The sequence below is a fragment of the Rhizobium sp. K33 genome (genome assembly GCF_056501445.1).
In genome coordinates this window covers 759,317-777,143 of record NZ_CP096478.1, presented here as the reverse complement: position 1 = coordinate 777,143, position 17,827 = coordinate 759,317, and the positions used below count along the sequence as shown (strand labels likewise).

21 protein-coding genes and 1 pseudogene are annotated in these 17,827 nt (G+C 63.5%); 5 read left to right on the top strand and 17 right to left on the bottom strand.

All coding sequences use genetic code 11. The features are described from left to right. The first annotated feature begins 79 nt into the window (after positions 1-79). On the top strand, positions 80-496 hold the full coding sequence (locus M1E12_RS03805) for a SufE family protein (RefSeq protein WP_479563793.1): 417 nt from the start codon (positions 80-82) through the stop codon (positions 494-496). 24 nt (positions 497-520) lie between these two features. Here M1E12_RS03805 and M1E12_RS03800 read toward each other — a convergent pair whose 3' ends face one another. From M1E12_RS03800 to M1E12_RS03755, 10 genes are all read right to left on the bottom strand, one after another. Next, positions 521-1,393 (bottom strand): DUF6456 domain-containing protein, encoded by an 873-nt coding sequence (locus M1E12_RS03800; protein WP_479563792.1) that lies wholly within the window; start codon positions 1,391-1,393, stop codon positions 521-523. 14 nt (positions 1,394-1,407) lie between these two features. Then, entirely contained in the window at positions 1,408-1,845 is a 438-nt protein-coding gene (locus M1E12_RS03795) for a helix-turn-helix domain-containing protein (protein WP_479563791.1), read from the bottom strand. A gap of 222 nt (positions 1,846-2,067) precedes the next feature. Continuing rightward, positions 2,068-2,496, bottom strand: a complete 429-nt coding sequence (locus M1E12_RS03790) for a Ros/MucR family transcriptional regulator (protein WP_113461927.1) — start codon at positions 2,494-2,496, stop codon at positions 2,068-2,070. Between the two features lie 417 nt (positions 2,497-2,913). Continuing rightward, positions 2,914-3,243 (bottom strand): monovalent cation/H(+) antiporter subunit G, encoded by a 330-nt coding sequence (gene mnhG, locus M1E12_RS03785; protein WP_136538550.1) that lies wholly within the window; start codon positions 3,241-3,243, stop codon positions 2,914-2,916. Next, positions 3,240-3,674: a cation:proton antiporter gene (locus tag M1E12_RS03780; protein ID WP_479563790.1), complete on the bottom strand. Its 435-nt coding sequence runs from the start codon at positions 3,672-3,674 to the stop codon at positions 3,240-3,242. The genes mnhG and M1E12_RS03780 overlap by 4 nt, the downstream gene beginning before the upstream one ends. Further along, positions 3,674-4,147 (bottom strand): Na+/H+ antiporter subunit E, encoded by a 474-nt coding sequence (locus M1E12_RS03775; RefSeq protein WP_479563789.1) that lies wholly within the window; start codon positions 4,145-4,147, stop codon positions 3,674-3,676. The genes M1E12_RS03780 and M1E12_RS03775 overlap by 1 nt, the downstream gene beginning before the upstream one ends. Further along, on the bottom strand, positions 4,144-5,736 hold the full coding sequence (locus M1E12_RS03770; protein ID WP_479563788.1) for a Na+/H+ antiporter subunit D: 1,593 nt from the start codon (positions 5,734-5,736) through the stop codon (positions 4,144-4,146). Before M1E12_RS03770 ends, M1E12_RS03775 begins: the two co-directional genes overlap by 4 nt. Positions 5,737-5,756: 20 nt before the next feature. Further along, the gene (locus M1E12_RS03765) at positions 5,757-6,134 is read right to left on the bottom strand and encodes a Na+/H+ antiporter subunit C (RefSeq protein ID WP_136538547.1); all 378 of its coding nucleotides are present in this window, start codon (positions 6,132-6,134) and stop codon (positions 5,757-5,759) included. Further along, positions 6,134-6,553 carry a Na+/H+ antiporter subunit B gene (locus M1E12_RS03760; RefSeq protein ID WP_136538546.1) on the bottom strand — a complete coding sequence of 140 codons (420 nt, stop codon included), beginning with the start codon at positions 6,551-6,553 and terminating at the stop codon, positions 6,134-6,136. Before M1E12_RS03760 ends, M1E12_RS03765 begins: the two co-directional genes overlap by 1 nt. A 40-nt stretch (positions 6,554-6,593) precedes the next feature. Then, positions 6,594-8,996 (bottom strand): putative monovalent cation/H+ antiporter subunit A, encoded by a 2,403-nt coding sequence (locus tag M1E12_RS03755; RefSeq protein ID WP_479564820.1) that lies wholly within the window; start codon positions 8,994-8,996, stop codon positions 6,594-6,596. 316 nt (positions 8,997-9,312) lie between these two features. Here M1E12_RS03755 and msrB point away from each other — a divergent pair, with 316 nt between their 5' ends. After that, positions 9,313-9,726 (top strand): peptide-methionine (R)-S-oxide reductase MsrB, encoded by a 414-nt coding sequence (gene msrB, locus M1E12_RS03750; protein WP_113461995.1) that lies wholly within the window; start codon positions 9,313-9,315, stop codon positions 9,724-9,726. Positions 9,727-9,863: 137 nt separating this feature from the next. On the opposite strand, the gene M1E12_RS03745 is transcribed toward msrB, so the two are convergent. Beyond that, the gene (locus M1E12_RS03745) at positions 9,864-11,153 is read right to left on the bottom strand and encodes an MFS transporter (protein WP_479563787.1); all 1,290 of its coding nucleotides are present in this window, start codon (positions 11,151-11,153) and stop codon (positions 9,864-9,866) included. 175 nt (positions 11,154-11,328) lie between these two features. Here M1E12_RS03745 and M1E12_RS03740 point away from each other — a divergent pair, with 175 nt between their 5' ends. After that, a complete protein-coding gene (locus M1E12_RS03740; RefSeq protein WP_136538542.1) occupies positions 11,329-11,577 on the top strand; it encodes a plasmid stabilization protein in 249 nt (82 codons plus the stop codon). After that, a complete protein-coding gene (locus tag M1E12_RS03735; protein WP_136538541.1) occupies positions 11,574-11,987 on the top strand; it encodes a type II toxin-antitoxin system VapC family toxin in 414 nt (137 codons plus the stop codon). Before M1E12_RS03740 ends, M1E12_RS03735 begins: the two co-directional genes overlap by 4 nt. Positions 11,988-12,008: 21 nt before the next feature. On the opposite strand, the gene M1E12_RS03730 is transcribed toward M1E12_RS03735, so the two are convergent. From M1E12_RS03730 to M1E12_RS03720, 3 genes are all read right to left on the bottom strand, one after another. Next, complete coding sequence (locus M1E12_RS03730; RefSeq protein WP_479563786.1) at positions 12,009-12,584, bottom strand: nucleoside 2-deoxyribosyltransferase; 576 nt, start codon at positions 12,582-12,584, stop codon at positions 12,009-12,011. A 135-nt stretch (positions 12,585-12,719) separates the two neighbouring features. Then, a complete protein-coding gene (locus M1E12_RS03725) occupies positions 12,720-13,136 on the bottom strand; it encodes a hypothetical protein (RefSeq protein WP_479563785.1) in 417 nt (138 codons plus the stop codon). Between the two features lie 4 nt (positions 13,137-13,140). Further along, positions 13,141-13,791: a nucleotidyltransferase domain-containing protein gene (locus M1E12_RS03720; RefSeq protein WP_479563784.1), complete on the bottom strand. Its 651-nt coding sequence runs from the start codon at positions 13,789-13,791 to the stop codon at positions 13,141-13,143. A gap of 131 nt (positions 13,792-13,922) precedes the next feature. Here M1E12_RS03720 and recQ point away from each other — a divergent pair, with 131 nt between their 5' ends. Next, on the top strand, positions 13,923-15,776 hold the full coding sequence (gene recQ, locus M1E12_RS03715) for a DNA helicase RecQ (protein ID WP_479563783.1): 1,854 nt from the start codon (positions 13,923-13,925) through the stop codon (positions 15,774-15,776). Between the two features lie 32 nt (positions 15,777-15,808). On the opposite strand, the pseudogene M1E12_RS03710 reads toward recQ, so the two are convergent. The 3 genes and pseudogenes from M1E12_RS03710 to M1E12_RS03700 form a co-directional block, all read right to left on the bottom strand. After that, a pseudogene (locus M1E12_RS03710) lies at positions 15,809-16,126 on the bottom strand (PIN domain-containing protein); the annotation flags it as partial. A gap of 104 nt (positions 16,127-16,230) precedes the next feature. Then, positions 16,231-16,476: a type II toxin-antitoxin system VapB family antitoxin gene (locus M1E12_RS03705; protein ID WP_479563782.1), complete on the bottom strand. Its 246-nt coding sequence runs from the start codon at positions 16,474-16,476 to the stop codon at positions 16,231-16,233. A 143-nt stretch (positions 16,477-16,619) separates the two neighbouring features. Then, positions 16,620-17,753, bottom strand: coding sequence for a helix-turn-helix domain-containing protein (locus M1E12_RS03700; RefSeq protein WP_479563781.1), 1,134 nt, complete (start codon positions 17,751-17,753; stop codon positions 16,620-16,622). Positions 17,754-17,827 lie beyond the last annotated feature (74 nt).

Below are 17,827 nucleotides of genomic sequence, written 5' to 3'. Positions count from 1 at the left end.
ACAGGTTTCCTTGCCGCAGCCGGTTCAAAAGCGGCGATGTCTCAACTATATCGGTCCGACGAAACGCAGGGTGGGCAGCATGGCAACTTTGAACGAGATGATCGACGACTTCGGCTTCCTGGACGACTGGGAGGACCGGATGCGTTATGTCATCGAGCTCGGCAAGGCGCTGCCGGATCTGCCGCATACGGAAAAGACGGCGGAGAACAAGGTTCAGGGCTGCGCGAGCCAGGTCTGGCTGTCGGTGACATCCGGCGACGGGGCGGATCCCGTCATGACATTTCGCGGCGACAGCGATGCCTTCATCGTGCGCGGGCTGGTCGCGATCGTGCTCGAAGCCTATTCGGGCAAACGAGCCTCCGAGGTGGTCGCCTTCGATGCGCTCGATCTCTTCAAGCAGCTCGGTCTTCTGGAACACCTGACCGCCCAGCGGGCCAACGGCTTGCGGTCGATGATCCAGCGGATCCGCGAAGAGGCCGCCCGACGGATGGTTTAAGCGGGTTGCCGACGCGTACTTCCCCTAGCCGATCTCCGGCCGGAAACCCTCCTCGCCCCAGTGGCGTGGTTTCGGGCGGGGCGGTGGCGGGGTGTAGTGGCGGGCGAGCGTGAGGAGAGCCGCGCGCAGCATCAGCTTGGCGGAGCGGGCGGGCCATTGGCGTTCGCGTTCCACCGTTTCCAGCCCCTTGCCGAAGCAGCAGACATCGAGCGCCACGCCTGCGAGTTCCGGCCCCATGGCTTCGACCGCGCGGGTCACGCGGCGTCTGGCGGCCAGTGTGCTGTCGGCGAGTTCGATCGCGGGCGGAGCCGCACCCGCGCTTCGGCTCGAAAGACGCGGCTCCCAGCTGGCGGTGATGCGGGGCTGCAGGCCGGCAAAGTCGAAATCGGCGGCCAGTCGCTCGCCGGCGGCCACCGCTTCCTGCGGCAGGAAGCAACGGCCATCCTTCTCCTTCAGGCGAAGCAGCGGAAAGAGCGGCGATTCCTGAAGATTGCGCCGGACGGACTGGCGGCCCTCCGGCATGGCCAGCGTCTGGACCTCGACGACCCGATGCTGGCTCTGATGCGCCTCCTCCGGCAGATCGCAGAGATCGCGGCGGAGCCAGGCGGCCGTCTCTGGGGTTGCGCGGTAGCCTTCCGGTGAAGGCGTCAGCAGCCCTGCTGACACCAGACGCGCGACGAGAGCGGCGGATGGCTCGCCCGCTGCGGCGTCGGTGCTCGACGTGGTGGATGCCGCTTCGAGCCTGATCGGGCCGGCGAGCGACCGCCGCAGCAGCTGGCGGATGTGCTTGCGCTCGCTCCGGGACAGGGTTTTCGTGAAACTGCCCGTTCTGCCCGGAGGGGGTGCCTCCCCTCCTACCCTGCGAGCGCTCTCCGCTTGGTGGTTCTTCCGGGTCATGCTTTCCTCCCCTTTCAGATGCGATGGCCGGCCAGAAGATGGACGGCACTTGCCATGCGCTCGACAATGGCGACGAAGGTGTCGTAGGCGCGGTCGTCGCGGCGATCTTCGACCATGCGGCAGGCGTGGCCGACGGTGGAGCGGTCACGGCCGAAAGCCTGGGCCACCTCGCCCATCGGCATGGAATAGGCGACGTGGCAGACATACATTGCCACCTGCCGCACATGGCTCGTCGCGCGGCGGCCGGGGTCACTATCGTTTTCAAGGCCGGTGGCGCGCAGCAATTCCTCGGTCAGCTGCCGCACGATCATGCAAAGAAGCCGGCGTTCCGCGGTGATCGGTCTCGCCTGGTCGGCTTCGTCTGTCTCCATGGGTTCGCCGGTCGGCTTCCATTCGACGCCTTGGGCAGAGGAAAGGAGTGCCTGTGGGACGGGTGCAGGGTCATCGGCCATGGACCGTCTCGCAATAGGATTTTCTTCCTATTCAAGCTAGCAGAGATCCGACGTCTGTGAACCCCGTGATTTTAGGGGTAGATCGTAGAAGATGCATTTGTGCCGCGTTCGGCCTGGCATGACTGCTGCAGGATACGGAAAATATTCCTCATGCCTGACGCAAAAAAGGCCGGTCGAATGACCGGCCCCTGTTCGTGTCGCCATCCTGATGGTGGCGGTATCTTACTTGCCGCGCTTGCGGCGCTGGCCGAGACCCATTTCCTTGGCAAGGCGCGAACGGGCCTCTGCATAGGCGGGAGCGACCATCGGATAGTCGGCCGGCAGGCCCCACTTCTCGCGATACTCTTCCGGGGTCATGTTGTAGTGGGTCATCAGGTGCCGCTTCAGCGACTTGAACTTCTGACCGTCCTCGAGGCAGATCAGGTAATCGTCTTCGATCGACTTGCGGATCGGAACCGGGGGCTTCGGCTTTTCGACGACAGCCGGAGCCGGGGTCGGCGAGGCTGTGTTGTTCAAGGCCTGATGGACGTCGGCAATCAGATTGGTCAAATCGGTGACCGGGACCACGTGGTTGCTGACATAGGCCGAGACGATGTCGGCTGTCAGTTCCACCAGCAATTGCTGGTTCGGACCCTGTTGTTCTTCACTCATTCACTTCTCCTGTTCATCTCCCACGAGCATCCGCCGAAGCTCGCAGACAATATTCGACACGCCAGCCAGACTGCACGCAGTGCAATCCGGCAGATCATTTTCAACCCCACAAAGATCACCAAACGTCCGACACGGTCCCCAAACCGTTCGGTTTTTCTGTACGCCGACTATGGCGAAGATCAGGCCTTGCGGTGCAGTCGCACCTGAAACTCAACTTCGCTTACAGACCGGAAACGCAACAGGTCAGCGCTCTCGAACGTGAATTAACATTCCGAGCGTAAATGTCCACTGCAGATTTCTACTAGATTTGACGGGTATAAATCTTTTTCTATTCTGAATGTGACACGTTGTTCACTGGTATCACATGTTTCCGATTTCAAAGAACACGTGCGCGCAACCAGTAATACGTCAGAATGATTATCTGATCATATCGTCACGAACCGATTTGGACCAAAGCGGATAGCCCACCTTGTGCGCGGCGCGGGCGAGAAGATGAGCCGAAACGGGTGCCGTCAGGACGAAGAAGACGATCCCCGCGACCGCACGGCCGAAGGTCGCGACATCCGCCGCGTGCAGGCCTACGGCCAAGAGCAGGAGGCCGGAGCCGACGGTGCCGGCCTTGGAGGCCGCATGCATGCGGGTGTAGAGGTCCGGCAGGCGGTTGAGGCCGATCGCGGCGATCAGCGAGAAGAGTGCGCCGACGATCATGAGGGCGGCAACGCCCAAGGCTGCGAGAAGCGAGATCATTTGGCCTCCTTGCTGCCGACCGGTGCGGCCGGCTTGACTGCCTTGGGTTTCTTAGGGGCCCTGGCTGCCGCGGGCTTTGCGGCGCCGGCGGCCACCGCCTTCGCCGTGTTCGACGCCGCTGGCTGTGCCGTCTCCACGCCCTCCCCTTCGCCGACACAGCCACGGGCGAGGATGAAGCGGGCAAAGGCGACAGTCGCGAGGAAGCCGACGAGGCCGAGCGCAATCGCGATGTCGATATAGAGCGTGTAGCCGGTCCTCAGCGCAATGACGGCGATGAAGCCGATGACGATGCCGACCAGCATGTCGAGCGCGATGACGCGGTCAGGCAGGGTCGGGCCGACTACGGCGCGGTAGACGGTCAAGAGCAGCGCGATCACCAGGATCACGATGGCAAAGATGGCGGCATATTCGACGATGAGGTCAGGGGTCATCAGGCAAAGGCCTCCATGATCTTCTTTTCGAAGCCATCGGCGATATCGCGGCGAGCGGCTTCGATGTCCGAGCAGTCGAGCGCATGGACGTAGAGCGTCTGGCGATCCTCGGATACGTCAACCGAGAGCGTGCCCGGGGTCAACGTGATGAGATTTGCAAGCAAGGAGATCTCCCAGTCGCTTTTCACCGTCAGCGGATAGGCGAAGACGCCGGGCTTCAGGTCCATCTTCGGGCTGAGGACGAGTGTCGCCACGCGCCAGGCGGACTTAGCGAGCTCGACGAGGAAGAGCATGACAAGCGACAGGACGCGGCGCGTGCGGCTGGTATAGTCACGCCCGACAAAACGCTCGCGCAGGAGGTAGAGTGTCAGCAGCGACAGGACGAAGCCGAAGATCAGGTTGAGGAGCGTGAAGCTGCCGGAAACGGTGGCCCAGATCACCGCCATCAGGATGCTGATCGCATAAAGGCTCATCGCACACCTCCTTCAGGGAAGACCGAACGGATATAGGCTGTCGGATCGGAAAGACCTCCCGCGGCCTGCTGCGTCAGCACGATGAGGCTGTCGGGGAAGAGGCCGAACCAGACCGTGAAGGCGGTGAGCAGGACAATCGGCGCCATGCGCCAGCGGACTGCGGAGCGGCCGGGAGACGGCAGTGGAACCGTTGCTGCAGCCGAGCCATCCGCCGGCTGAAACACCGGACGCCAGAAGGTGAAGAGAAAGACGCGGCCGAAGGCGATGGTGGTGAGGAAACCGGAGACCAGGACCGAGGCTGCGAGCCACCAGGCGCCGATATCGATCGAGGCCTTGACCAGAAGTGCCTTGGGCCAGAAGCCCGAGAACGGCGGCAGGCCACTTGCGGCGAAGAAGAGGGCGAGCGAGATGGCCGCAAAGGCGGGTGCTGCGGTCCAGAGACCTGCAACGCGATCGAGACGGAAGCTGCCGCCCAGACGCCCGATTTCGCCGGCCACGAGGTAAAGCGCGGTCATCAGCAGGATGGAATGCAGCGCATAGAAGATCGCCGCACCGACGGCGAGATCACCGCCGATTGCCGCGCCCGCCAGCATGTTGCCGATGCCGGCCACGACGACAAAACCGAGGAAGCGGCGGATGTCGCTTTGGGCCAGTGCACCGAGCGCGCCGAAGATCATGGTGAGGGCTGCGACGACCGCGATGACGAGGCTCAAGGCTTCGCGCTCGACCGGCATCAGCATGACCGTGACGCGCAGCAGGGCGTAGACGCCGACCTTGGTCAAAAGGCCGGCGAAGAGGGCCGACACGACGACGCGCGGGGTGTGATAGGAGGCCGGCAGCCAGAAATTGACCGGGAATGCTGCCGCCTTCATCGAGAAGGCAAGGATGAAGAGCGCCGACAGCGTCATCAGCGGCGCAGTGTCGGCATATTCAGGCACCTTCAGCGCGATGTCGGCCATGTTGAGCGTGCCGAAGATCGCATAGAGATAGCCGACCGAGATCAGGAAGAGCGTCGTCGCCATCAGGTTGAGGACGGCATATTTCAGCGCGCCGTCGATCTGCTCGCGCTCGGAACCGAGGATCAACAGGCCGAAGGAAGAGATCAGCAGGACTTCGAACCAGACATAGAGGTTGAACAGGTCGCCGGTCAGAAAGGCGCCGGAGACGCCGGCCATCAGCATCATCAGCAGCGGATAGAAACCGTAGCGGCGGCCGCTGTTGTCGATCTCCACATGGGCATAGAGCGCGCCACAAAAGGCGACGATGGCGGCAGCGAGCGCCAGAAGCGCGCCGGTGAGGTCGACGGTGATCGCGATGCCGAAAGGCGGCAGCCAGCGGCCCATCATCATGGTGAGCGGGCCGTCTGCCATGACCTTGAGCAGAAGAAGCACATCGACGAAGACCAGCAGGCCGAGCCCGACGAGAGCCACGGCCGAATGCCAGTGCGTGCGGTGGCGGATCATCATCAGCGCAGCGCCGACGGTGATGCAGAGCGCGATCGGCGTGACGGCCAGCCAGTGGGCAGCCGTCATCGGCTCCATGACATAGGCGGCGGCGAAATCGACGGGCGTGGTGGATGGGGCAGCCATGGTGTCCTTCAATCTCCTGCTCAGTAGCCGGTGGGCGGCAGCGGCTCGTCCTTCGGTTCGGCCACGCGCATCTCATCGGTGTCGTCGGTGCCGAGGTCCTGATAGGCGCGGTAGGTCAGCACCAGCAGGAAGCAGAAGAAGGAAAAGGAGATAACGATCGCCGTCAGGATGAGGGCCTGCGGCAGCGGGTTTGCGGTTCCGGCGGGCAGCACGTCCACGCCGCCGGGAATGATCGGCGGAATGGACGGCGTCAAGCGACCAGCCGTGAAGATCAGCATGTTGACGGCATTGCCGAGCAGGACGATGCCCAGCAGGATGCGCACGATCTTCTTCGACAGCATGAGATAGACGGCGGCGGCGAAGAAAATGCCGACGACGAGGGAGAAGATGACTTCCATCAGCCGTCATCCCTTTCTTCGAGCGCAAGGGCGATCGATGTGAAGGTGCCGACCACGACGAGATAGACGCCGATGTCGAAGGAGATGACCGTTGCCAGTGGCACTTCGACGCCGAAGAGGCTGGGATAGACCCAGACACCGGTCATGAAGGGATAGCCGAGCGGCGCGGAGATGACGCCCGATAGCGTCGACACCAGAAGGCCGCAGCCGGCGACCGACATCGGGTGGAAGACCATGGCGCGGCGCACGGCCTGGACGCCGAAGGCGATGCCATACATGGCGAAGGCTGCAGCCCCGATCAGGCCGCCGATGAAGCCGCCGCCGGGCTCGTTGTGGCCGCGCAGCAGCACGAAGATGGAGAAGACCAGCATCAGCACCGTGAGAAAGGGTGCGAAGGTGCGGAAGATCAGTGTGTTCATCGCTGGGCCTCCATTGCGGAAAGGCTTCTAGACATCATGCTCATTTGGCCGTCCCCCGCTTCTTTTTCGGCGGTGCCGGATGGGGCGCGACGTCCGAGGGCACGGGCTCGGCGAGAACCGGCGCTGCCGGCGCACCGCCCACCCGGATGCGGATCAGGGCGAGGATGGAGAGGCCGGTGATCATGACGACGCCGATTTCGCCCAGCGTATCGACGCCGCGGAAGTCGACGATGATGACGTTCACGACATTGGCGCCATGGGCGATGATCTTGGAATATTCGGCGAAGAAGGCCGAGAGAGAGCCATCGAACGGGCCGGACGTGGCGGCGACCAGCATGAGGCCGAAACCGAGGCCGCAGGCAATGGCGAGCGTTCCATCCATCAGGCGGGCGAGCGCCGGGCGGTGATCGGACGGCGACAGCTTCAGGCGGGTCATGACCAGCGCCAGGATGACGACCGACAGCGTCTCGACCATGAACTGGGTGAAGGACAGATCCGGTGCGCCGTAAAGCAGGAAGATGACGGCGACCGCAAAGCCCTGGATACCGAGGCAGACAATGGCGGTCAGGCGGTCGTTGGCCGTCAGCACCGCGATCACGCCGATGACCGCGATCACCAGGATCGCCATCTCGTGCAGGTCGAACTCCGTTGGCAGATTGAGCACCGTCGGCAACTCCCCATAGACGAAGGGGGTGACGAGGAGCGCGATGGCGACGAAGACGAAGGAGGCGGTAATATAGGTCTCGAGGCGACCGTTCTGGACGTATCGGGTGACCGATGTCGAGAAGCGCACCAGACCGGAGATGAAATGGTCGAAGCCTCTGTCCGGGCTCAGGCCAAGGCCGGTGACCACGCGGTCGACAGCCGCACGCAGGCGCTCGAGCCCCATGTAGAGGATCACGCCGAGAATGACGGTGACGACCGAGAGCGCAAGGGCGGCGCCCAGGGACGGGATGAGGCCGATGGTGACGGTCTGCAGTTCGCCATCCACAGCACTTGCCATGGGCGAGGTGACAAAGCGGTGGGCGATGCCGGAGAAGAGCGCGCCAAGCAGCGCCAGAACCGAAAGCGTCAGCGGTCCGATCCAGAGCATAACGGGCCCTTCATGGGCATGCTTCGGCGTATCGCCTTCCGGACCGATGAAGGGTTTCAGGCCGACGGCAAAGGCGATGACGAACATCAGCGCATTGCCGATGACAGCAACGGCTGTGAAGAGGATGGCGCGCGGGCTGGTGCCGGCGAGCGCGTAATAGATCTCTTCCTTGGCGAGGAAGCCGAAGAGCGGCGGCAGGCCGGCCATGGAAATACCGGCGAGAAGGGCCGCGGCAAAGGTGATCGGCATCAGCTTGCCGAGGCCGCCGAGCCTGCGGATGTCACGCGTGCCGGACTCGTGATCGATGGCACCGGCGACCATGAAGAGCGCGCCCTTGAAGAGCGAGTGGGCGACAAGATAGAGCACCGCCGCTTCGACCGCATGTTCGGTATCGAAGCCCGTCAGCATGACGAGCAGGCCGAGCGAGGCGACCGTCGTATAGGCGAGCATCAGCTTCAGATCGGTCTGGCGCACGGCGAGGATCGAGCCAACCAGAAGGGTGATACCGCCGAAGAAGGGCAGCAGGATTTCCCAGGCCGGCGTTTCGCCCATGACCGGGTTGAGGCGCATCAGGAGATAGACGCCGGCCTTCACCATGGTGGCCGAGTGGAGATAGGCCGAGACTGGCGTCGGCGCTTCCATGGCATTGGGCAGCCAGAAATGGAACGGGAACTGGGCCGACTTGGTGAAGGCGCCGCCGAGGACGAGAAGCAGGGCTGCGAGATAGAAGGGGCTTTCGCGCAGCGCGTCCCCCGTCGACAGGAGCAGCGAGAGCTGGCTGACGCCGGTGATGTTCCAGATGAAGATCATGCCGGCCAGCAGGATCAGACCGCCGCCGCCGGTCACGACCAGCGCCTGCAGAGCCGCGCGGCGCGAGGCCTCGCGGCTGTGATCGAAGCCGATCAGCAGGAAGGAGGTGATGGATGTCAGCTCCCAGAAGACGAAGAGCATCAGGAAGCTGTCGGACACCACCAGACCCAGCATGGCGCCCATGAAGAGCAGGATGAAGCCGATGAAGCGCCCTTGCTGCGGATGGCCCTTCATGTAGCCGCCGGCGTAGAGCACGATCAGGGCTCCAATACCGGTGATCAGCAGCGCGAAGGTGAGCGACAGGCCGTCGATGAACCAGGAGAAGGAGAGGTTCAGGCTCGGCACCCAGGCATAGCCGCCGGTCACGCGCTCGCCGGCGGCGACCTCCGGCAGAAAGCCGGCGAAATGGGCGAAAGCAAGCGCTGGTGCGAGCGCCAGAAACCAGGCAGCGGCGGCGCCTGTTCGGGCCGTGAGCCAGGGCGCTACAACGGCTGCCGCGAAGGGCAAGAGCATGGCGACCCAGGTCAGGTCGCTCGTCATCTCAGGCATTCCATCTCCCCGTGGGCATCGGATCGGATTGGGTCTTCAGTGTCAGTCGATACAAGGTGCGACCGTGTTAGGACAAGCCAACCTTCGTCTCAAGCAAAAACGGAACACGTCCCCTTCACGGACGCGTCAACCCACGATTCGGTGAGATCGGGGCCAAGTCATTCAGCTTTGCGTGAAAGGACGAGAGGGGTTCAACGACCAAAGAGGCGAGAGGGACAATTGCCGCTCGACATGGCGCACCCTATCTATAGTGCAACGCCGGGCCGGCAATGCTTGCCGTGCACCCGGCCTCGACAAGGAGAAGATCATGACCGCTTCCACCACCGCCCCGAAGGTCGTCAAGTCGGATGCCGAATGGCGCGAACAGCTGACGCCGGAGCAGTATCGGATCCTGCGCGAACACGGCACCGAGCGCGCCTTTACCGGCCCCTACTGGGACAATTTCGAAAAGGGCCTCTATCGCTGCGCCGCCTGTGACGAGCCGCTCTTCGTCTCCGACACGAAGTTCGATGCCGGCTGCGGCTGGCCGAGCTATTTTGAGCCGGTGAAGCCTGATGCCGTGACCGAGCATCGCGACATGTCCTTCGGCATGGTGCGCACCGAAATCCGCTGCGCCAATTGCGGCGGCCATCTCGGCCACGTCTTCCCCGACGGCCCGAAGCCTACGGGTTTGCGTTATTGCATCAACGGGCACTCGATGGTGTTTGAGCCGATCAAGTGATTACCACCCTCCCCTCGAGGGGGAGGGTCGGAGCGCAGCTCCGGGGTGGGGTGACGGGCTACGGCCGACGGTAAAGCATCACCCCCACCCGCCGCTTCGCGGCGACCTCCCCCCTCAAGGGGGAGGTAAAGCTCTGCTCACCCCGCCTGGAATGCGGCGAGTGCCTTCGGCGAAACGCGGGTCCAGATGCTGGCGAGCAGCAGGAGGGAGAGTACCGCGCCGAGCACGAAGGGCACGGCGAGCGCCTGGGTGCGCGGGAGGAAAGCCTCGGTGAGGCTGACGCTCGCGCCCGCCATCAGCATGCCGAGCGGCATGGTGCCAAGCCCGAAGAAGCGGTAGACGCTGTTGACGCGGCCGAGCAGATGCGGGGGAATGAGGCGCTGGCGCAGCGACACCGTGATGATGTTCCACACCATTCCGGTGAGACTGGATAGCATCAGGGCAGCCCAGACGAGGACCGACCGCGGCATGATCAGGGCGACCAGAGCCCAGACGAGGCAGCCGACGATGGTCGCCCTCAGACAAACGGACGCGCCGAACCGGCGGATGATGCTCTCGCCGAGAAGACCGCCGACAAGGCCGCCCGCGGCAAGACCCGTCAGCAACACGCCGTAGCCCGCCGAACTGAGGCCCATGACCTCCTGTGCATAAAGCAGCTGGCCGGTAAGCAGCATGACTTCGATGGCATTGAGACCGCCGAGGCCGATCGCAAGGTCGCGCAGCAACGGCCGGGCGAAGAGATAAGCGGTGCCTTCGCGGATCTCCGAGATCCAGTGGCGCGCTTCCGGCCGCTCGGTGCAGAACCTGCCGGGGATCGACAGGACGAGCAGGCCGGCAAAGGCAAAGGCGAGACCGTAGAGCCCGAAGGCCAAGGGTAAGGCGAGGCCGATCACCAGTCCCGCAAGCGGCGGGCCGATCATCATGTTCATCACGGTTTCCACGCTGCCCATGCGGCCATTGGCCGTTTCAAGCCTCGCATGGGGAACGATTGCCGGCAGGAGCGTGACGGCGGAATTGTCGCGCAGCACTTCGGCGAAACCGACCACGAGTGCCGAGATCAGCAACAGGCCGTAAAGCAGCGTCGCCGGAAATTCATCGACCGGGACCTCCGGAAGCATGCCGGGCATCAGCATGGCCGCCGAGAGCATGATCAAGACGAGGAAGCGCAGGGCGTCCATTGCGATGACCAGCCAGCGGCGATCGAAGCGATCGGTGATCACGCCCGACGGCAAGGCGAAGAGAAACCAGGGCAGTTTCTGCGCGACGCCGACCAGCGCGATCGGCAGGGGATCGCGGGTGATCAGCGAGGCAAGCCAGGGCCAGGCGACGATGCCGATGCCATCGGCGAGGTTGGCCAACCCGCTCGAGGCCAAAAGCCGATGGAAACTGGGGCCGAGCGGCGGCTTCGGCGGTACATGCTGATTCACGGGGGAACTCTCCGGTAGGAGCCGCAGCCTTGCACCGGCATGGGCGGCTCGCAAGCCCTGGGTTTAAGGGGAACCTCTGTCGCCCCCGCACGGCGTAATCGGATGGCTAGCCATCTGCTGCCATCTTGATGGCACGCCATAATCATACTAAATTTCTCCTCCAAGGAGACTTCCCATGGCCGAACCACAGCTTTCCGTCCGCAGCGCTCGTGCCCGTGATCTGGCGCATCGCCTGGCGCGTCGAGAGAACCGCTCGATCGCCGATATCGTCGAACGGGCGCTGGAAGCCTATGAGACGCAGCAAACGGGTCGCGAAGCCGCTGCGGACTTTTATCGCCGGATCAGCGCACAGTCGGCGCTCGACATCGATCTGGATGCTTCCATCCGCGCCGACAGCATGGGCCATGAGGGGCCGGAGCTTTGATTTTTCTCGACACCAATGTCGTCTCCGAAACCTTCCGCAAGGTGCCGAACGAGGCCGTGATTGCCTGGCTCATACGCCATGATGCGGAGCTGGCACTCTCCAGCATCGTCATTGGCGAGATCGCGTATGGGATTGCGAAGATACGCGATGAGGAGCGCGCACCACGGCTCGAACTCTCACTCAAGGACTGGAGGAGCCGCTTCGTCGGCCGCATTTACGGTTTCGACGAAGAGGCGGCCCTAACCTATGGCACCATCATGGCCGAGGCGAAACGTCGGGGGCAGCCGATGTCCGCGCCGGATGGCATGATTGCGGCGGTCGCCCGGACCAAAGCGGGGGCCCTTGCGACACGCAACATCGATGACTTTCGCGATTGCGGGGTCGAGCTCGTCAACCCCTGGGACTTCTGAGCCCCGAGCCAAACGGTCAGATCATCCCTTCGCCGCGAGCACCTTCAAGCACTGCTCGAAGGCGGTGAAATCGGTCCAGAGCCTGTCAGGCTCTGCGGCGTGGACGCAGACCGGGCCGCCGCGGCGCTCGACGCCGCCGTGCAGCATCAGGTTTTCGATCATCTCGAAATCCTCGAGCATGGTGCCATCCGGCGCCCGTTTGCGCCCATCTTCTGCGAGGTGAACCGCGCCGGCATAGAAATCCGCGCTGCGCTTGAAGTGGCTGTCGGCGACATTGGTGTAGCAGGCGACCAGCTTGCCGGCGCCGCACATGTAGCCGAGTTCGAAGACCGTGCCGGGATCGGCGGCGATGCCGCGAAAGGGCGTCAGGTTGGCGATGATGCCATCGGCCCGGTTCATGAAACTCTCGTCGATCTCCGAAATGTTCAGGCCGAACTGATGCTTGGTCGGGGCCGGCGGGATGGCGAGATCGCCGGGGCAGATCGGCTCGAAACCGTAAGCGCGGGTGAGATCGGCCTTGGCGTCGAGGATGGCGCGGGCATCGGGCAGGAAGACTTCGGGGCCGGCGAGATAGAGCTTGAGGGATGCGGATGGCATGGGAGGAGGATCCGGAACATTGGGAGGAGCACCGATCAGGAGCAGTCGACCGAGGGACTGGCAAGGGCCGATCCTTGTCGTGCACAGGGTTTGGGGGGCGTAAATGGCGGCGCAAGCGGATGACGCCTACGCCGATCAGCGGGCAAACATCTCTTCGGCCCAAGCGGCGAACTCTTCCAGTCGCACCAGAGAGCGCTCTGCATCCGAGCGCAGCATGAGACGTGCGCCATATTGCACGTCGTCCTTCTGCTCGAGGATCGTCCTCAGATTGGCCTCCTGCCGTGCTGGCAGCTCCTTGCCGAAGGTGGCGCGCAAGAGCTTCACCACGGCCTGATGGTCCCCCTGATTGATTTCACCCTTGAATTTTGCCGTCAGGGCGTCGGCATAGGCGATGGCACCGTTGATCACAGTCGACATGGTCGCGTTATCGAAATCGCCGGGATCAGCGAAAGCCACACTGTTGCGCGCCTCCTTCAGAAAGCCTCTGGCGATCTTCAATCGTGCAGACGCGTAAGCTGCATCCTTCTTCTTCGATGGCCCTGTCCTGACCATAGCTTTATCCCGCCTTCGTCCGGGTCAGATCATTCGGATGCCGTCCAGAGAGCACGATGACAGTATCCTGAAGACCCTGCCACCAGGGATCACGCTCCCGCTTGAGCCTTTCAAGATCAGCGCCGGTGAGGCCCACGACATTGGGCACGAAGCCCAGGCGCTCTGCCGGTTCACGCAGATTTTCCCGCATGGCCTGCAAAACGCCCTCGATATCGGTCCGACTTGAAACAACGAGAATGTCGAGGTCACTGTCGAGGCGATCACGGCCCGCTGCCGCGCTGCCGTAGAGGCAGAGGCTCAAGACTTCGGGGGCATGCTCGGCAGGTGCTTCCCGGATCGTCTCAATGATCAGCGAAAAACGCTGTGCCTCAGCTTGGAACACAGTTTCTATAGCGGGAGCGAGACAATTTTGGCGGTTGAAGCGGTGTAGACGCGTGGTGCGTGTTCCCTCCGACGTCACCAGCCCGAATGTTTCCAGTGCGATCAGCCCGAGACGGACACTGCTTTTCGACGCGCCAGACCGCTCCACGATCTCACCACTGGTCAGCGCACCCCCATGCCGCACCAGTTCCCGCAGCACCGCGACATTGGCATCGACCCCGAATATGGCGTTCAGCGGGTTGCGTAAGGCACTTCGAAGCTGCAGTCTCGCCATGATCGCGCCGTCCGTTCATCAGCCTTGATACGGTTTAATATCAAACCTATTGATCCGATATTAAACCGAAACAGCAGGCAGGACAAGTTCCCCTATCGCCATCCCCTCCCCCGTCGGCTACACCATCCCCCATGCCGACTCATTCCCTCACCGATCCGCTCTTTGACCAGCCCCAGGAGAGCCCGCTTTCCGTCTTGAAGCGCGTCTATGGCTATCCGGCCTTTCGCGGGCGGCAGGCGGAGGTGGTTTCCCATGTCGTGTCGGGTGGGGATGCGGTGGTGCTCTTTCCGACGGGTGCGGGCAAATCGCTCTGCTTCCAGGTGCCCGCGCTCTGCCGGGCCGGCGTTGGCGTTGTCGTGTCGCCGCTGATTGCGCTGATGCGTGATCAGGTGGAGGCGCTGAAAGGGCTCGGTGTGCGAGCCGCGGCGCTCAATTCGACGCTGTCGCGCGAGGAATATGTCGAGATCCGGCGGGCGCTCGATCGCGGCGAGCTCGACTTTCTTTATGTGACGCCGGAGCGGACGGTGACGCCCGGTTTCCTCGAGATGATGCAGGGCGTGGAGATCGCGCTCTTTGCCATCGACGAGGCCCATTGCGTGTCGCAATGGGGGCATGATTTCCGGCCGGAATATCGCGAACTCGGAAAGCTCGCCGATCTCTTTCCCGGCGTGCCGCGCATGGCGCTGACGGCGACCGCCGATCCGCATACGCGGGAAGACATTATCGAGCGGCTGGAGCTTCAGAACGCAGCCGTCTTCACCACCTCCTTCGACCGGCCGAACATCGCCTACGAGATCGTCGAGCGGGACCAGCCGCGGCAACAACTGTTGCGCTTCCTCTCGCGCCACAAGGGCTCGAGCGGCATCGTCTATTGTCTCTCCCGCGCGAAGGTGGAGGAGATCGCGAACTGGCTCGACGATCAGGGGATAAGGGCGCTGCCCTATCATGCCGGCATGGACCGGGCGCTCCGCGATGCCAATCAGGATGCGTTTCTGAAGGAGGAAGAGCTGTGTCTGGTCGCCACCGTCGCCTTCGGGATGGGGATCGACAAGCCCAACGTGCGCTATGTCGCGCATCTCGACCTGCCAGGTTCGGTCGAGGCCTATTACCAGGAGACGGGTCGCGCGGGGCGTGACGGCCTGCCGTCCGAAGTCTGGATGGCCTATGGCATGGCGGATGTCATCCAGCGCGGGCGGATGATCGACGAGGGTGGCGCTTCCGACGAGGTGAAGCGGGTCGAGCGGGCCAAGCTCAATGCGCTTCTCGCCATCTGCGAGACGCCGGGCTGCCGGCGTCAGGCGATCCTCAAGCATTTCGGCGAAGCGCATTCCGGCGGTTGCGGGAATTGCGACACCTGCCTGAAACCTGTCGAGACCTGGGACGGGCTGGACGCGGCGATCAAGGCGCTTGCCGCCATCTATCGCACCGGTGAGCGCTTCGGCACCGGCCATCTGATCGATGTGCTCCTCGGCAACGAAAACGAGAAGACGCAGCGCTTCGGCCATTGCGATATGCCGGTTTTTGGCGCGGGCAAGGATCTGCCCTCCAAGACCTGGCAGTCAGTCTATCGCCAGCTGCTGGCGGCCGGCTATATCCGCGTCGACCACACCGCCTATGGCGCGCTGACGCTGGAGGAAAGCGCCCGCGCGGTCTTCAAGCGCGAGGTGGAGGTGCGGTTCCGCAAGGATCGGCCAACGACCGGCAAGGCGGCGCGCGGACAGTCGTCGCGGACCGCCAATGCCAAGGCCGGCCTCGACCAGGCGGATCAGGAGCTGTTCGAGGCATTGAGGGCGAGGCGCATGGAGCTGGCACGCGAACAATCCGTGCCGCCCTACGTCATTTTCCCCGATACGACGCTGATTGCGCTCGCCACGGAGCGTCCGATGGACGAGGACGAGATGCTCGGCATTTCCGGCATCGGCCAGTCGAAGCTGGAGCGGTATGGGGATGCGTTTCTTGAGGTGATCACCGCCTATTCGCGGTGAAAGTGAGCCCTCTCCTCAAGGGGGCGATGTGTTTACCAACCCAGATCGGTGTGGACGAAATCGTCGCCCTTGAAGGCGACTTTCGCTCCGGAAATGGCGGCGCAGGCATAGCTGAAGCAATCGCCGAGGTTCAGTCTCGCTGGATGATTGACGATCTTGCCATATTGCTGGGCCGCGCCCAAAGCCTTTGCGGTGACTTCAGTCGTGATTGGAAGTTCAACCGCATCCAAATCGACAATGAACTGGTCGACGAGCCTTCGTGCCGTTGCCACCATGTCCGGCGCTGCCGGACTGTCCCTCTCGGCCAGCCGCCGCGCGACCGAGAGCGTCGCTTCCATCCGCATGACGCCGGAGACGCAAAAGGGGCCGCCTGCCTAGTCCAGTTGCTCCATCAGATCGGCGGCGTCATCTTCTCGCGTGATGATCGCAACCGCGACGGACGCATCGATGAAAATCATCCGTCGGTCTCGCCCCACATCTCATCGGTTTCTTTTCTGTGATCACCGGGGTGAAACGGGCCGGCGGCCTCGGCCATGGCGAGGGGCCTGGCGAGGCGTTCGCGCACGGGGAGTTTCGCCTTGTGGCTCGCGATGGCGCCCTTCAGGGCATCCCGGACCGCATCGACCTTGCTCGTGTTCGTCAGCCCGATCAACTCGGTCGCGAGCCTGTCGACTTCAGGGTCCTTGATGTAGAGCGGCATGGCGGCATATCCTTTCTAGGGCCGCAATATATCCTCGATTGCGATTGAGTGCCAGCAAGGGACTTCATGCGCGTCGGGGAACCGAACCTCAGCTCTCTTGCATGGATCCACCCCACCCGCCGCTTCGCGGCGACCTCCCCCCCTCAAGGGGGAGGTGGGAGTGCTCGCCGTCGCCAGTCGCTGGGGTTCTGGCCGGTGACGCGCAAAAATTCCCGGTTGAAGTTTGACTTGGTGACGAAGCCGGCTTCGAAGAGGATGCGGGTTACCGGCATGTCCGTTTGGGACAGCAGGCGGCAGGCTTCCTCGATGCGGTGATTGTTGACGTAGTGCGAGACACTGATGCCATGGACGCGGTTGACCGTTTCGGAGACGGCGCGGGCGGGAGATCCGAGGCGGCGGGCGAGCCGGGCGAGGCTGAGGTCCGGGTCGGCCCAGAGGCGCTTTTCCGTCATCAGGCGGTCGAGATCAGCAGCGAGGCGGCGGTGCTCGTCGCTGGCGGTCTTGGCCGATGGCGTGGAGGCAGCCACGCCTTCGTTGGAAGCGGGTTGATCCGCTTGTGGGCTCGGCGTGGGCAGCGTGGTTCGCGGGTTCCTGTCGTCGCTCTCTCCTGCTGATCCTTCGTGATCGGCGAGGCGCCCCTCGCCCGCCTCCTCGGCACCTGCCGTCACGGCGCCGATACCGAGGAGGAGCAGGATGAGGGTGGTGGCGGCCGAGACGACCATCGGGGAATAGCGACCTCCGGACCAGAGCATGTCGAGGCTGATCGCCACATCCGTGAGCGCAGATGCCACAAGCGCGATGCCGGTCAGGAGCAGAGCGCGATAGGAGCGCAGCGAACCGTCGAGGCGGGCGGCAACCAGTCCATCCGGACCGAGGCGGGCGAGCCAGAGCACGGCCAGGCCATACCCCAGGAAGTTGGCGATGATGACAAGATCGACCGGCGCCCGGCCGATCACGAGCAGGAGCAGCGTGGCCAAAGTCGGCAGGAGATGGGGCCAGTCGCTGAGGTCAAGCCCCGGTGTCTCGCGCGTCAGATCGCGGAAGGCGAGATAGGACAGAGCGGGGACGAGACTTGCCATGACCGGCAACAGCGGCAGGACCGCCATCACGCCATAGCCCCAGCGCAGGCCGACAAGCAGGCTCTGCACCACGTAGAGTGCCAGCAAGGCGAGGAAGAGGCCGTTGTGGCGCCAGGTCTCCCGCCCCTCGCCGAGCAGGCGAACGAGAAAAACGGCGAGGAACAGGGCGACGAGGAAGGAGAGCGGGACAAGAAGCATGCGGATATTTCGGTGATGACGGATCGGAGTGTTCGGTGACCATGACCGAAAGCGCGATCCCGGTCGACCCGGAT

Excerpts from the sequence above, each read along its gene's own strand:
- M1E12_RS03725 (WP_479563785.1), bottom strand. The coding sequence starts at position 13,136 with ATGGTCAGGACAGGGCCATCGAAGAAGAAGGATGCAGCTTACGCGTCT.
- M1E12_RS03755 (WP_479564820.1), bottom strand. The coding sequence starts at position 8,996 with ATGACGAGCGACCTGACCTGGGTCGCCATGCTCTTGCCCTTCGCGGCA.
- M1E12_RS03720 (WP_479563784.1), bottom strand. The coding sequence starts at position 13,791 with ATGGCGAGACTGCAGCTTCGAAGTGCCTTACGCAACCCGCTGAACGCC.
- M1E12_RS03780 (WP_479563790.1), bottom strand. The coding sequence starts at position 3,674 with ATGACCCCTGACCTCATCGTCGAATATGCCGCCATCTTTGCCATCGTG.
- M1E12_RS03790 (WP_113461927.1), bottom strand. The coding sequence starts at position 2,496 with ATGAGTGAAGAACAACAGGGTCCGAACCAGCAATTGCTGGTGGAACTG.
- M1E12_RS03765 (WP_136538547.1), bottom strand. The coding sequence starts at position 6,134 with ATGGAAGTCATCTTCTCCCTCGTCGTCGGCATTTTCTTCGCCGCCGCC.
- M1E12_RS03700 (WP_479563781.1), bottom strand. The coding sequence starts at position 17,753 with ATGCTTCTTGTCCCGCTCTCCTTCCTCGTCGCCCTGTTCCTCGCCGTT.
- M1E12_RS03775 (WP_479563789.1), bottom strand. The coding sequence starts at position 4,147 with ATGAGCCTTTATGCGATCAGCATCCTGATGGCGGTGATCTGGGCCACC.
- M1E12_RS03740 (WP_136538542.1), top strand. The coding sequence starts at position 11,329 with ATGGCCGAACCACAGCTTTCCGTCCGCAGCGCTCGTGCCCGTGATCTG.
- M1E12_RS03705 (WP_479563782.1), bottom strand. The coding sequence starts at position 16,476 with ATGCCGCTCTACATCAAGGACCCTGAAGTCGACAGGCTCGCGACCGAG.
- M1E12_RS03770 (WP_479563788.1), bottom strand. The coding sequence starts at position 5,736 with ATGGCTGCCCCATCCACCACGCCCGTCGATTTCGCCGCCGCCTATGTC.
- mnhG (WP_136538550.1), bottom strand. The coding sequence starts at position 3,243 with ATGATCTCGCTTCTCGCAGCCTTGGGCGTTGCCGCCCTCATGATCGTC.
- M1E12_RS03730 (WP_479563786.1), bottom strand. The coding sequence starts at position 12,584 with ATGCCATCCGCATCCCTCAAGCTCTATCTCGCCGGCCCCGAAGTCTTC.
- M1E12_RS03800 (WP_479563792.1), bottom strand. The coding sequence starts at position 1,393 with ATGACCCGGAAGAACCACCAAGCGGAGAGCGCTCGCAGGGTAGGAGGG.
- M1E12_RS03795 (WP_479563791.1), bottom strand. The coding sequence starts at position 1,845 with ATGGCCGATGACCCTGCACCCGTCCCACAGGCACTCCTTTCCTCTGCC.
- msrB (WP_113461995.1), top strand. The coding sequence starts at position 9,313 with ATGACCGCTTCCACCACCGCCCCGAAGGTCGTCAAGTCGGATGCCGAA.
- M1E12_RS03760 (WP_136538546.1), bottom strand. The coding sequence starts at position 6,553 with ATGAACACACTGATCTTCCGCACCTTCGCACCCTTTCTCACGGTGCTG.
- recQ (WP_479563783.1), top strand. The coding sequence starts at position 13,923 with ATGCCGACTCATTCCCTCACCGATCCGCTCTTTGACCAGCCCCAGGAG.
- M1E12_RS03805 (WP_479563793.1), top strand. The coding sequence starts at position 80 with ATGGCAACTTTGAACGAGATGATCGACGACTTCGGCTTCCTGGACGAC.